Source organism: Hyphomicrobium sp. CS1BSMeth3 (assembly GCF_900117415.1).
Taxonomy (GTDB): Bacteria; Pseudomonadota; Alphaproteobacteria; order Rhizobiales; family Hyphomicrobiaceae.
Genome location: NZ_FPEI01000005.1, coordinates 604,994 through 618,387, shown reverse-complemented (window position 1 = coordinate 618,387; position 13,394 = coordinate 604,994). Strand labels below are relative to the sequence as shown.

Below are 13,394 nucleotides of genomic sequence, written 5' to 3'. Positions count from 1 at the left end.
ATGGACGGCGAACGGACCGGCGCGGATCGCGTGCACGGATCGTCGCGGTTCCGTTGGGCATATCGCCCGGCGTGCCACGCTTTTGCCCTCTTCCGGCGGCCACCATGGCGCCGCTCGTCACAGGTATTAACGGGACGGCGAGACACGGGGGAGGCGCCAACCACGGGTCAGGCGCCCTGGCGCCGCGGTGAGACGTCGAAGACGCAATCCCGCGGCGCCATTGTTCGTCGTAGTGCGTTCGGTGCGCTGACAGCCGCCCTGCTGATCTTCACTCCACTTCTCGCACTTGAGCTGGCGGCGCGCTGGACAGTACCACCGAGCCTCGAGCGCGCGGGGCACACCTCCACCATTGTTCTCGATCGCCGCGATCGTCTGCTGCGTGCTTTCACGACGCCGGACGGCATCTGGCGACTGCCTGTTGCGGTCGGCGATGTCGACAGGCGCTATCTCGATATGCTCCTCGCTTTCGAGGATCGGCGCTTCCGGTCTCACGGCGGCGTCGACGCCCTGGCGACGCTTCGGGCTGGCTGGCAGTTCCTGAGCCACGGGCGGATCGTCTCGGGATCATCCACGCTCACCATGCAGACGGCGCGCCTGCTGAGTGGCGAGCATCCGCGCACGCTCGCTGGCAAGCTCGAGCAGATGGTGCGCGCGCGCCAGCTCGAGCTGAAGCTGACAAAGGACGAGATCCTCGATCTCTATCTGCTGCTCGCGCCCTTCGGTGGCAACATCGAGGGCGTTCGTGCGGCCTCGCTCGCCTACTTCGGCAAAGAGCCGCGGCGGCTCTCACCCGGTGAGGCTGCGCTGCTGGTCGCGCTCCCGCAGAGCCCTGCCATGCGCCGGCCCGATCGCAATCCCGAGAACGCACGACGGGCCCGCGATCGCGTGCTCGCGCGTGCGATGGAGGCCGGCGTGATCAAGGAGGACGAGGCGCGCGCCGCGCTTGTCGAGGCCGTGCCGACGGCGCGGCGTGCCTTCGGTATGCTCGCGCCCCATCTCGCAGAGAGCGAGGTTGCCCGCCTGCCGGACAAGCGTGTGCATCGTCTGACGCTCGACCGCGACGCGCAGACAGCGCTGGAACAGCTCGCGCGCGAGCACACCGAGGCCCTGGGCTCGCGGCTTTCGAGCGCGGTGCTCGCCCTTGACCACACGACCGGCGACATCCTCGCCTATGTGGGTTCGGCGGATTACTTCGACGCGGGCCGGCTCGGTGCGAATGACATGGTGCAGGCCGTGCGCTCACCCGGCTCGACGTTGAAGCCGATCATCTATGGCCTTGCCTTCGAAGGTGGCCGCGCGCATCCCGAGACGCTGATCGAGGATCGGCCAACGCGCTTCGGTACGTACAATCCGAAGAACTTCGACCAGGGCTTCCGCGGGACAGTCTCGATCCGCGAGGCGCTCGGCCTCTCGCTGAACATTCCGGCCGTGCAGGTGCTGTCCGAGATCGGTCCGGCGCGTCTCAATGGGCGCCTGCGTCGCGCGGGCCTCAAGACGGAGCTTCCTGCGGGGGCGCAGCCGACGCTCGCCATAGCGCTTGGCGGCATCGGGCTCAGGCTGCAGGACCTCGCCACGCTCTATGCAGGTCTCGCCAGCGGCGGGCGTGCGATGGAGCTCAACTATGTGCGCGGCGAGCGGCGTACGCTTGCGAAGGCGCCCCCGCGGCTCCTGTCGCCGGTTGCGGCTTGGTACGTGACCGACATCCTCAAGGATGCGCCGCCGCCGGCCAATGCGCGCGGGGGCCGGATCGCCTACAAGACCGGGACGTCGTACGGCTATCGTGATGCCTGGGCCGTCGGCTATGACGGCAAGCACGTCATTGCCGTGTGGATCGGCCGCGCCGACGGCACGGCGACACCGGGCCTGAGTGGGCACACGGCAGCGGCGCCGCTGCTGTTCGATGCCTTCGCGCGCATCGCCGAGAAGACGACGCCCTTGCCCGCGGCGCCGCCGGGCGCGATCCGCGCGACGAGCGGTACGTTGCCGCCGCCGCTCCGGCGCTTTGGCAATGAGGCGCAGCCCCAGGAAGTCGCGACGTTCGTCGAGCCGCTCGTGCGCATTGCCTTTCCGCCCGATCGCGCGGAGCTGGAGCATGACGACGGCGATGACGCCGCGGTGATGCTCAAGGCCGAGGGCGGCGCGCTGCCGTTGACGTGGCTCGCCGATGGCGCGCCGATCTCGTCCGATCCGCAGCGACGTGAGGTCGAATGGCGCCCGGATGGTCGCGGCTTCATGCGCATCACCGTGATCGATGCCAAGGGCAAGAGCGACCGCGTGGATATCCGGCTGAAGTAGCCGCGTGTCTTACGCGGGCGGCACCTTGCCGGAGCGCGGGGCGATCGGCACTTGCTTGTCGAGGCCCGTCAGTTCCTCGAAGGCCGTGCCGGCTGCGAGCAAGGCGGCCTCCCCGCGCGGCGGCGCGACGATCTGCAACCCGACCGGCCGGCCGTACTGATCGAAGCCGCAGGGCACGGCCAGCGACGGCACGCCCATGAGCGTCGGGATCGCTGTGATCAGCGAGCCGCCGAGATAGTGCTCGACGACTTTGCCATCGATCTTCTCCGGCATGCGCCGCGTGACATCGAAGGCCGGTGTCGAGGCACCCGGCGTGATCAGCAGATCGTAGGTCTCGAAGAAGGCGGCCACGCGCCGGTAGAAGGCCGCGCGCTCACGCTCTGCCCAGCCGATCCGCGAGGGCGTCGCCTCGAGGCCGAGCTTGGTGTTCCAGATGATGTCCTGCTTGAACTTGTCGGGGTACTGGGCGATCTGCAGCTCGCGGTCCACGACGTACGACTGCGCGCGCAAGACCATGAAGGCATCGGCGATTTGGCCGACATCGGGTGCCGCCTCCTCGACCGTGGCGCCGAGCTCCTTGAAGCGCTGAGCGGCCTTGGCGCAGATCTCCCGCGTCTCGCTGTCCATGGGCGCCACGCCGCCGAAGTCGGCCGACCATGCAACGCGCCGCGGCAGCCTGCGCGCGGCTACGGCCTCGCTGAAGGACTGCGCGGGCGCATCGAAGGTCAGCGGGTCGCGCGGGCAGAAGCCGGCCATGCTGTCGAGGAAGAGGGCGACGTCGGGCACATTGCGCGCCATGGGGCCCTGCACGGAGAGCGGCGCGTAGAGATTGTTGGACGTGCCGCGCGTCACGCGTCCGGGGGAAGGTCTCAAGCCGACGACGCTGCAGTAGGTCGCCGGTCGCCTGAGGCTCCCTGCGTGGTCGCTGCCGTGCGCGAGCCAGGCTTCGCCAGCCGCCAGCGAGGCGGCGCCGCCGCCCGTCGAGCCGCCGCAGGTGAGCGAGGTGTTCCACGGATTGGTCGTGCGCCCGAAGACCTCGTTGAAGGTCGAGCCGCCCGAGCCGAACTCCGGCGTGTTCGACTTGGCAATGACGATGCCGCCCTTGCGCTCGATTCGCTCGACGAGCGGGTGCGAGGCCGTCGGCACATGGTCCTTGAAGATCGGCGAGCCGTAGGTCGTGCGCACGCCCGCGACGTCCGTCAGGTCCTTGATGGTGACCGGCAGGCCGGCAAGCCAGCCCGCTTCGCCTTCGGCCTCGCGCCGCTCGCCGCGCATGAGGGCGCGGGCATGATCGCGCGCGCGGTCGAGACAGAGGGTCGGCAGGGCATTGAGTGCGCCCTCGCAGGCCGCGATGCGCTTCTCGGCGGCATCGATGAGATCGAGCGGGGTGATCTCCTTCTTGCCGAGGCGGCGCACGGCCTCGCGTGCGGTCATGCGAATGAGCTCATCGGTCATTGGGTTTCCTTCCCCTGCAAGTCAGTGGCGGCGGCGTGCGGCGCCGATCTCGTCCAGCGGTCCGAGCGCGCGCTCCAGCATGGGCACGACCTCTCCGGCGAAGCGCTCGATGGACTTCAGCGCCATGGAGAACGGCGAGGCGCCGGCCTGGAACTGGAGGAGCATGTGCACGGGCTCGGCCGCGCGGATCAGCGCTGCCATGCGCTCGGCGACCGAGGCGGCATCGCCGACCAGCAGCGAGTTCGCGAGCACGTCGAGCGGCGGCTCGCCCTGGTAGGGCTTCTCGATGAGCATGGCGCCGTCGATCAGCTCCTCGCGGCGGCGCAGGCTCTGCGAGAGGCGGATCTGATGGCGGACGTTGTCGACGAACTCAGCGGCCTCGGCCTTGCTGTCCGTTATGCAGACGTGGCGCAAGGGCGCGATGGCCGGGCGCTTCGGGTCGAGGCCCTGCTCGGCATAGATCTCGCCGATGCGGACTTTCACCTCTGTGAGCTGCGCAACCGAGGCATGGCGCGGCGTGAGCATGATCGGCCAGCCCTTGCGCGCGGCGAGGCCCTGAAGCGTGCGGTTGTCACCCGCAATCCAGATGTCGGGGAGCTTGCCGACCGGGCGCGGGGCGATGTGGGTCTCCGGGAGCTCCCAGTAGCGGCCCTTGTGAGTGAATGTCTCGCCCGAGAACGCCTTCTCGAGGATGTCGACGAATTCGACGAGCTTCGGGGCCGAATCGGTGAGGTCCTCACCGAAGCGCTCGAACTCATAGGGCTGGTAGCCGCTGCCGATGCCGAGGACGAGACGGCCATGGGTGAGCTGGTCGACCATCCCGATCTCGGAAACCAGCCGGACAGGATCATAGAGCGGGACGACGACCACCCCTGTCGCAAGCCTGATTCGGGAGGTTTCGCCGGCGAGCCGGGCCACCATCATGAGCGGCGAGGGGCATGTGCAATAATTCGAGAAATGGTGCTCGGCGAACCAGGCGATATCAAAACCTGCGGCTTCGGCCGCTTTCACCTGGGCAATTGCGCCATCATAAAGTGCGGCCGCGGCCGTTCCCGGCGTGCGATAGCCCATGAGATTGAAGATGCCGAAATTCATGGGTGCGCCTCCCCGCCTTATCGCCTGCAGGTTGATCCCGCATCAGCGGCCTGGCAATTGCCGAGCTTCCGGCAGTTTGTCCGAGGTGGGGAGGCAATGGAACCCCGCAGGCATCGAGTCGCGCCGCACTCACGGGGGGACATACATGCTTATTCGGCGTATCGGAGCCTGGAAATGGCCCCGAAAGTAAATCGACCGGCGCCGCGATCGAGACGGCACCGGTCGACTGGGACATAAGAAACGCGGCGAGCGACTACGGGAAATCGCTCTAGGCGCGCTTGCGGGCAGCCGGCTTACGGGCAGCCGTCTTCTTGGCGGGGGCGCGGCGGGTCTTCGCCGCAGCGGTCTTGCGGCGGGCCGGGCCAGCCTTCACAGCGGTCTTCTTCACAGCGCGCTTCGCGGGGGCCTTCTTCGCAGTCTTCTTCACGGCAACCTTCTTCGGAGCCGCCTTCTTCGTGGTCTTCTTTGCAACCTTAGCCATGTTGATATCTCCTATCTCTTCCCGGTAGCAAGTCACTCGCCTGTCAAGACGAATCGTGTCCACTTGCAAGGATGAATTTGGAGATTCGGTGGTTAATGGGAAGTTAATGAAATCAAATCTCGATACTCGGCCGAGATAATCCGAATAAATTTTCAATCTGCTTTCTCTAACGCAAAAATGAAAGTAATGCAATAAAACCGGCCATATTCACACGATCGCGGATGCATCTGGACGGCCTCGAAAATTTCGCGCAAGGATGAGCGAGAAGAAGCGCGCGAAAGCGCTGTCGAGGGCTAAGAAGTGGTCGAAATCGAGCATGTTGCGCGAATCATGCGCGAAGTTGCGGCGGAAGAAATCATGCCGCGCTGGCGCAATCTTGCAGGTGGAGATGTCGTCGAGAAGACCGGTCCGAGCGACGTCGTCACGGTCGCGGACCGCGCTGCCGAGGTGCAGCTCGCGCGTCGTCTTGCGGAGATCATCGCCGGCTCGCGCGTCATCGGCGAGGAAGGCGTTCACGCCGATCCGTCCGTCACGAAGCACTTCGCGAGCGGCGATCCAGTATGGGTGATCGATCCGATCGATGGCACGAGCGCCTTCGCCAAGGGTGAGACCGCATTCGCGGTGATGGTCGCGCTCGTGCGCGGCGAGGAGCTCGTTGCAGGATGGATCCTTGCGCCCGTAAGTGGCGAGCTGCACATGGGTGAGCGCGGAAGTGGTGCCTGGCGCGTCCGCCATGGTGGGGTCGAGCGACTTCCTCGGCCTGAGGTTCCCACACTCAGCAAGGAGCTGATCGGTCTCCTCGGCCGCCGCCACATGAGCGACGCGCGTCGCGCGGAGATCAAGTCGCGCGGCGAAGCTTTCGCGGCTCTTCAGAATGTCTCCTGCGCCGGCCTCGACTATCCGCGGCTGCTATCGGGGAGCGCCCACTTCGCGATCTACAACAAATCCGAGCCCTGGGATCATCTGCCGGGTCTCGCACTCGCGAGCGAGCTCGGCTTCGTTTTCTCGAAGCACGACGGCAGCCCCTATCGTCCGGGTGACAATGCAGGCGGTCTCGTCATCGCGCCGAGCGAGGATGCCGCCGCGGATATCCGTCGGCTGCTGCTCACCTGAGAGCGGTCAGCTCCCCGGCAGGACGAGGATCTTCGGCGACTTCGGCAGCGTCGCCCGCGAGACGACGACGGTCGGCACCTCGCTCATCTCGACCTCGAAGTGAGGGCGCGCCTCGTGCAGGAAGCGCTCCAGGGTGTAGGACGAGAAGTAGTGCATGGGGATCATGAGCGGCGCCCTGAGCGCCTTCAGGACCTCCATCATGCCCTGCACGTCGAGCGTGAAGCTGCCGTCGACCGGCACCAGAACCACGTCGAGCTGGCCGATCTGGGCGAGCTGCTGGGTGGTCAGCGTGTGGTGCAGGTGGCCCAGATGCCCGATGCAGAGGTTGCCTGTCTCGAAGATGAAGATCGAGTTGCCCCAGACGTCCGTGCCGCCCGAGTAGCTGCGGATGTTCGTCGGGACATTGCGGACCCGCACATCCTCCAGCGTGATGTCGTGCTGGGCGTGGCCACCCTCGGGGTTCCAGCCGCGCAGGACATATCGGATCGAGGGATCGGGGTGGTTGGTGTAGTGGGTCGAGTGGGCCCGGTTCATGGTGACGATCTCGGGGATCACGGACGGGCGCACGTAGTCGTTGTAGTCCGTCGCAATGCGAACGCCGCGCTGCGTCTCGAGCAGGAACGTCGAGTGCCCGACGTAGCTGATCCGCGTCTCGCCGATTTTGAGCTGAGCCTTCTGCACGAGCGAGGGGATCGTGATGCCGCCGGGGCCGCGGCGGGGCGGTGCTTCGGCGAGCGCGAGACAGAGGTCGGGGGCGATCTTCCCCTGCGAAGGGGTCTGGGCTCTGGTTGGAGGGGCGCCGAGGATCAGCAGGACTGCCGGCACGAGGAACATGGCGGCAGCGACGAGCAACTTCCTCACGCGCATTGAGACCTCCAAGTCTGTTACGCCGTCATGCGGCAGCCCCACTCGCCCTCAATGCCGCGATCTCATTCTCGCTAAGGCCCGCCTCCCGCAGGATCACATCTGTGTGTTGACCGAGCGCGGGGCCAGGGCCCGGCCGGCGGGGAGCAGCATGGCCGATCTGGAAGGGCGCTGCCAGCGTCAGCGGCATGTCGGGCGCGTCGCTTGCCACGACCGCACGCGCGGCGACGGCCTGGGCGTCCTCGGGAATGTCCTGCAGGCGGTTGATGCGCGAATGCGGGATGGCTCGCGCCTTGAGCAGCCGGTTCCAGTGCGCGAAGGGCCGTTTCCGAATGGCGCTATCGAAGATCTCCGTCAGCGCGGCAGCATTGGCGTGGCGCGCCTTCCTCTCGGCGAACCGAGGGTCGTCGACGAGTTCGGGCCGCTCTATCATCTCCAGGATCGCCGGCCAGTCGCGGGTCTCGTTCGTCACGTTGATCTGGAGCCAGCGATCGTCCGCGGTCAGGTAGATATTGGCGAGGGCCGAGCGCGGCCGCTCGCGCGGCGGGCGGTTCGGCAGATACGATCCGACCAGCGCGGCCTGGGCATAGACGCCGTTCGACCAGAGTCCGTTGGCGAGCAGGTTGCTCGCGACCCACGTACCGTTGCCCGTGCGCCCACGGTCGATGAGGGCCAGAAGAATGGCCGAGAGCAGCGCCATGGCCGAGGGGCGGTCACCCTGCGCAGGAAGGGCAAAGCCCGGCGGCTGTCCCTCGAAGTGGATGGCATCGAGGAGGCCGGAGCGCGCGAAGTAGGCGTTGCTGTCGTAGCCCGGCTGATCCTTATCCGCGCCCTCCTCGCCGTAGCCGGAGAAGGAGGCGTAGATCAGCCGTGGATTGCGCGCGGCAACTTCCTCGTAGCTGAGACGCAGGCGTGCCCGCACGGGAAAGGGGTAGTTGGTGATCAGGATGTCGGCCGTGTCGATCAGGCGGTCGAGGGCGGCGCGCCCGTCCGGGTGCTTGAGGTCGAGGGCGATCGAGCGCTTGTTTCTGGCGTCGAGGTGCCAGGGGTAGTTCACCTCGGACTTGGGGAAGCTCGTGAGATTGGTGTTGCCGCGATGCGGATCGCCTTCGCCGGGTGGCTCGACCTTGATGACGTCGGCACCGTAGTCGCCGAGCACGACGGCCGCTGCGGGTGCGGCGATGAACGAGCTCACGTCGAGCACGCGCAATCCCTCCAGAGGGAGCGAGTTCGCCATTGGGAGCCTTCTTCTTGAGCGTTTGCCTCTGGGAGCGAGCTTAGCTGCGCTACCCAATGCTGCCTAGTGTGGGCTAGGCTGAAGCCAAGAGCCTGCAATCGGGAGGAAGACAAAATGAGCGCGAACGCTTCGGGTGGCGATTGGCTCGGCCTTGGTGGCCGCATCGCTGTAGTGACGGGTGGCGCGAGCGGCATCGGTCGGGCGACCGCCAACAGCCTATCGAGCGTCGGGGCGGCCGTCGCGCTCCTCGATATCAATCTCGAAGGCGCCAAGGCGGCGGCCCAGACGATCGCCGAGACAGGCGGCAAGGCGATCGCCGTCGCCTGCGATACGACCAGCGAGGCGAGCATCGCTGCCGCGCGCAAGGAGGTCGAGGCCGCGCTCGGCGGCGCCGACATCCTCGTGAACAACGCCGGCATCCTGCGCCCCGGCGGTCTCGACAAGCTCTCGCTCGCCGACTGGAACAAGATCCTCGCCGTGAACCTGACGGGCTACCTCCTCGCGGCGCAAGCGTTCGGCGAGGGCATGCGCCAGCGCCAGCGCGGCGCGATTGTACACATTGCCTCGATCGCCGCGACCGAGCCGCAGCCGTTCTCGGGCGCCTACAGCACGGCCAAGGCCGGCGTTCACATGCTCTCGCGCCAGCTCGCCTACGAGTGGGGGCCGGAAGGCGTGCGCTCGAATGTCGTGAGCCCGGGCTTCGTCCGCACGGCGCTGAGCGAGAGCTACTACCAGGTGCCGGGCGTGCTCGAGGCGCGCTCGAAGCTGGTCCCCATCGGCCGGGTCGCGACGCCCGACGATCTCGCGCAGGTCATCACGTTCCTCGTCTCGGACCGGGCTGGCTACGTGAGCGGCACGGAAGTGCTGGTCGATGGCGGCGCCAACACGATCCTCATGGGCCAGGTGCCGCGTCCCGGCTACGAGCGGGGGAACTGAGCGTGCGCTGTCCCTTCTCCCCGTTCTTACGGGGAGAAGGTTAGGATGAGGGGCGGCGGCAAACGCTGACGTTTGCAATGTGGCCGCCCCTCACCCCGACCCTCTCCCCATTGAAGACATTGGGAGAGGGGGAAGCAGGCTAACGCGCCTTCTGTGCCCGCCGTCCGACGGCCCCCTCGATCAGGGCAACGAGGCGGCTCTCGTCGCGCGCTTCGAGCTTGAGGCGGATCGGTAGCGCCCGTGCTCGCGCGTGGAGCTCGGCGACCGGACCTTCGCCACCGGCGAGACGGGCGCGGTCCTTCTCGGTGGTGACGATCGTGGCATCGTGGCTGCGGGCAAGGTCCAGCAGTTGAGTCGCGTCGGCGGCCGTGAAGTCATGGTGATCGGGAAAGGCGACCTTCGCGATGAGGTCGGCGCCGAGGGCGGCGAGGGTCGCGAAGAATCGCTCCGGCACGCCGATGCCCGCGAATGCGATGACGGGCGCCGATGACAGCCACTCGGTCGCGCCACCAGGGACGATACGGGCGTCGAGCACGGGGCCTTCGAAGTCGCGGCGCAGCAGGTCCGCGAAATCCCCTCGAGCCGCGCTGTCCTCGGAGCCGCGGTTGACGACCACGGCATCGACCAGGTCGAGCTGGAAGCCGAGGGGCGCCCGGAGCGGGCCGGCCGGGATGACGCGGCCATTGCCGACGCCGCGCGCGCCGTCGACGACCGCGAGCGTGAGATCCTTTACGAGGCCTGGGTTCTGCAGCCCGTCGTCCATGATGATGACGTCCACGGCGGCCGCGCCTGTCGCGATGGCACGCGCGCCCGCTGCCCGGTCGCGGCAGATCAGCGTCGGCCGGGCTGCGGCCAAAAGCAGCGGTTCGTCACCGACGTCGCGCGCCCGGTCGCGTTCGGGATCCACCCAGTGCGGTCCGGCGAGGCGTCCGCCATAGCCGCGCGAAAGGAAGGCGCAGGTGAGGCCCATGCCGGCAACGAGACCGGCGACCTCCAGCGCGAGCGGTGTTTTCCCCGTACCGCCTGCCGTGAAATTGCCGACGCAGATGATGGGAGCCGCCGCGCGATACGACTTGGCGCGCGCGAATCGCCGGCACACGAGCGAGCCCCAGAGCGCGCCGACCGGCTCGAGCAGCCGACTCACCGGACCGGGCGCGGGGGCATACCACCACCTGGGCTCGCGCATCGTCACCGGCCTGAGTCCTCGCGTTCTCGATTGTCACGCTCGTCGCGGAACCATTTGGGCCAGGACCGCTTGTAGCAAGTTGGTGACAGTTTCACAGTCCGTACAAAATGGGATTTGACATGCGCTACGCCAGCTCTACAAGCTCCGCGCATCGGGACCAAGTCGGTTCCGGGTTCGGGGGGCATGGACGAGGCGCCGCAGAGATGCGGACCTGCTCCAGACCTCTCGGGCGGTTGTCGTCCTCCAAGAACGCGCGTCCATCATGATCCGCAAGACAGCGCGGGGTGGTGACTGGAGACTACCTGCGCATGTCCGTCAGGACACAATGCTCGCACTGCGGGGCCAAGTGGACCTTGCCCTCGATCACCTCACTTTTCTCTCGAAAATGCTGAATAGCTGGAGACAAGTATCATGATGCTCGTCGCTACGTCCGTGCGTGCCAGCGCGATCGAAGGCGTTGGCGTATTTGCAGTGGACTTCATCCCGGCGGGGACGCCGATCTGGGCGCTCGACGAGCGCTTCGACAAGGTCTTCACCGAGGAAGAGGTCGCAAGCTTCCCGAAGAACGTGCAGGACTACTTCACGCGCTACGGATACCCGCACATGGAGCGGGAGGGCTTCGTCGTGCTCGAGCTCGACAACGGCCGCTTCATGAACCACAGCATGACGCCGAACACCGACTTCACACGGCCGGACGTCGGCTACGCCATTGCGGACATCCATCCGGGCGATGAACTCATCTGCAATTACTTCGAGTTCGATCGCACGTTCCAGGGCTTCGAGGCGCCCGCGATCGCCGTTGAGCCGGCCTATGCCGTCCAGAAGCCGAACGGCGTCGGCAGCGGGATCAGCGCAAGCCTCTAGGTTATCGTATCGCGCATTGCTCAGGGCACGCTGAGGCCCTGAGCAATTCTGCCCACAGCCCCCGAAGGGAACGGCCGGTTGCCGGCCGTCTCATGGGCATTTCTCGCTACAGGCCGCGGATTGCTGCCGCCGGGAGCATCCCACGGGCGGGTCACGACCTGTTCAATTGGCGCTGGGCGCCGAAATGCCGTAAAGCTTCGGCCCAATAAACGTAGTCGGGTGCGCCGGTCGTGCGGTCGGAGCGCCGGCGAGAAGTCCTTGTCTTGAAGGAGATCGACGTGTCGGCGAACCCATTTGCCTTCCTTGCGCGTGGCCTCAACCGCCGGGCATTTCTGCTCGGTGCGGCAAGCGTGGCCGCGCTCACGACCGCCGTGGGCATGACGCCGGCCTTGGCGCAGCGGCGCGGCGACCGCGGCCTTGACGAGGTATCGGTCGAGGCGCTCATGAAGCCCGGCGCGCTGCCGGACATCGTCGTCGGCAAGGCCGATGCGCCGGTCACGATCGTCGAGTACGCCTCCATGACCTGTGGCCATTGCGCCAATTTCCACAACAATGTCTTCCCGGCGCTCAAGGAGAAGTACATCGACACCGGCAAGGTGCGCCTTGTCATGCGCGAGTTCCCGCTCGACAATCTGGCGGCCGCGGCGGCCATGCTGGCGCGGTGCGCGGGCGGCGATGCGACCGTCGCCATGATCAGCGCGCTCTTCAAGACCCAGGACAAGTGGGCCTTCGTCCGAGGCAACCCGGTGCCGGAGCTCTTCAAGATCGCGCAGCAGGCAGGGTTCAGCCAGGAGCGCTTCGACACCTGCCTCAAGGACAACGCGACCCTCGACCAGATGATCTCCGCCCGCCAGCGCGCGAGCGACGAGTTCGGGGTCAACGCCACACCGACGTTCTTCATCAACGGCAAGCGGCTGCGCGGCCGGTCCGATACGATCGAGGCGTTCGATCAGGCGCTCGCACCCTTCCTCGGCGGTTGACGGCTCCGTGCGCGCCCATCTGCCCACCGGCATGTTCTTGCGCAATCGGGGGCGGCGTGCTGCGGCACTCGCCCTGATTTCGGTTGCGTTTGGGCTCGCCGCTTGCTCGGGCGATGCCATGAACGCGCTCGATCCGGGGCGCGCCTCCAACCTGACTGTAGAGACGGCGGCGGTCGGCGCATCCGCGCGTGCGCCGGAGCCGGCCTTCGATCCGTTCTCCGACAGCTTGGCGACCTCGGTGCCGATGCGTCAGGTCATCGAGAACCCGACGCTCGCCGAGGTCGTGCGGCCGGGACCGCTCCCTGAGTTCTCAATGGGGAATGCGGACGCGCCGGTCACCATCATCAAGTACGCCTCACTGACGTGCCCCTTCTGCCGCCGCTTCCAGGCGGAGGTTTTCCCGGTCCTGAAGCGGGACTACATCGACCGCGGCAAGGTCCGCTTCATCATCCGCGAGTTCCCCATCGGCAAGACCAGCGGCATGGCGACGATCGCGCTGCGCTGTGCGCCGATGGACCGCTACCTGGAGCTGTACGGGCGCTACCTTTCCTCGCAGGCGCAGTGGGTCTCGCAGGAAGTCCGCATCGAGCCGATCCTGAAGGTCGCTCAAGGTGTTGGATTGACGGCCTCCGAGTTTGACAAATGCCGTCAGAATCACGGCATGATCAGTGCCCTGAACCAGGTGAAAGACCGCGGTCGGGAGCTTGGGGTGATCGGGACGCCGAATTTCTTCATCAACGGCCGGCTGATCAAGAAAACGCTCGATTTGGCCGAGCTTCGCGAGATCATCGATCCCCTCATTGCCGGCCCTACCGCGGCCGCGACATCGGTGTCCGTGCCGCGTTGAGCGTTTTTCCGTATAGGGCGTTGGGACGAGGTGCCAATTTC

12 protein-coding genes are annotated in these 13,394 nt (G+C 66.8%); 6 read left to right on the top strand and 6 right to left on the bottom strand.

Annotation, left to right across the window (positions count from 1 at the left end):
* Positions 1 to 2,295: a penicillin-binding protein 1C gene (gene pbpC, locus CS1BSM3_RS12045; RefSeq protein ID WP_083528536.1), complete on the top strand. Its 2,295-nt coding sequence runs from the start codon at positions 1 to 3 to the stop codon at positions 2,293 to 2,295.
* Positions 2,296 to 2,304: 9 nt separating this feature from the next.
* Here pbpC and CS1BSM3_RS12040 read toward each other — a convergent pair whose 3' ends face one another.
* From CS1BSM3_RS12040 to CS1BSM3_RS12030, 3 genes are all read right to left on the bottom strand, one after another.
* Entirely contained in the window at positions 2,305 to 3,750 is a 1,446-nt protein-coding gene (locus CS1BSM3_RS12040; RefSeq protein ID WP_072387326.1) for an amidase, read from the bottom strand.
* A gap of 21 nt (positions 3,751 to 3,771) precedes the next feature.
* Entirely contained in the window at positions 3,772 to 4,845 is a 1,074-nt protein-coding gene (locus CS1BSM3_RS12035; protein ID WP_072387325.1) for an LLM class flavin-dependent oxidoreductase, read from the bottom strand.
* 268 nt (positions 4,846 to 5,113) lie between these two features.
* Complete coding sequence (locus CS1BSM3_RS12030; protein WP_072387324.1) at positions 5,114 to 5,326, bottom strand: hypothetical protein; 213 nt, start codon at positions 5,324 to 5,326, stop codon at positions 5,114 to 5,116.
* 330 nt (positions 5,327 to 5,656) lie between these two features.
* Between CS1BSM3_RS12030 and CS1BSM3_RS12025 the strand changes: the two genes are divergently transcribed.
* Complete coding sequence (locus CS1BSM3_RS12025) at positions 5,657 to 6,439, top strand: inositol monophosphatase family protein (protein WP_072388125.1); 783 nt, start codon at positions 5,657 to 5,659, stop codon at positions 6,437 to 6,439.
* 6 nt (positions 6,440 to 6,445) lie between these two features.
* Here the strand turns inward: CS1BSM3_RS12025 and CS1BSM3_RS12020 are convergent, their stop codons facing one another.
* Entirely contained in the window at positions 6,446 to 7,306 is an 861-nt protein-coding gene (locus CS1BSM3_RS12020) for an MBL fold metallo-hydrolase (RefSeq protein WP_143149184.1), read from the bottom strand.
* A gap of 25 nt (positions 7,307 to 7,331) precedes the next feature.
* Complete coding sequence (locus CS1BSM3_RS12015) at positions 7,332 to 8,540, bottom strand: CaiB/BaiF CoA transferase family protein (RefSeq protein WP_072387323.1); 1,209 nt, start codon at positions 8,538 to 8,540, stop codon at positions 7,332 to 7,334.
* Between the two features lie 114 nt (positions 8,541 to 8,654).
* On the opposite strand from CS1BSM3_RS12015, the gene CS1BSM3_RS12010 reads away from it, so the two are divergent.
* Complete coding sequence (locus CS1BSM3_RS12010) at positions 8,655 to 9,476, top strand: SDR family NAD(P)-dependent oxidoreductase (RefSeq protein WP_072387322.1); 822 nt, start codon at positions 8,655 to 8,657, stop codon at positions 9,474 to 9,476.
* A 139-nt stretch (positions 9,477 to 9,615) separates the two neighbouring features.
* Here the strand turns inward: CS1BSM3_RS12010 and lpxK are convergent, their stop codons facing one another.
* A complete protein-coding gene (lpxK, locus tag CS1BSM3_RS12005) occupies positions 9,616 to 10,662 on the bottom strand; it encodes a tetraacyldisaccharide 4'-kinase (protein WP_072387321.1) in 1,047 nt (348 codons plus the stop codon).
* A 411-nt stretch (positions 10,663 to 11,073) separates the two neighbouring features.
* Here lpxK and CS1BSM3_RS12000 point away from each other — a divergent pair, with 411 nt between their 5' ends.
* The 3 genes from CS1BSM3_RS12000 to CS1BSM3_RS11990 all read left to right on the top strand — a co-directional run bounded on the left by CS1BSM3_RS12000 (position 11,074) and on the right by CS1BSM3_RS11990 (position 13,353).
* On the top strand, positions 11,074 to 11,526 hold the full coding sequence (locus CS1BSM3_RS12000) for an SET domain-containing protein (protein ID WP_072387320.1): 453 nt from the start codon (positions 11,074 to 11,076) through the stop codon (positions 11,524 to 11,526).
* Between the two features lie 263 nt (positions 11,527 to 11,789).
* Positions 11,790 to 12,506 carry a thioredoxin domain-containing protein gene (locus tag CS1BSM3_RS11995; protein ID WP_244540485.1) on the top strand — a complete coding sequence of 239 codons (717 nt, stop codon included), beginning with the start codon at positions 11,790 to 11,792 and terminating at the stop codon, positions 12,504 to 12,506.
* A 118-nt stretch (positions 12,507 to 12,624) separates the two neighbouring features.
* Complete coding sequence (locus CS1BSM3_RS11990; RefSeq protein ID WP_143149183.1) at positions 12,625 to 13,353, top strand: DsbA family protein; 729 nt, start codon at positions 12,625 to 12,627, stop codon at positions 13,351 to 13,353.
* Positions 13,354 to 13,394 lie beyond the last annotated feature (41 nt).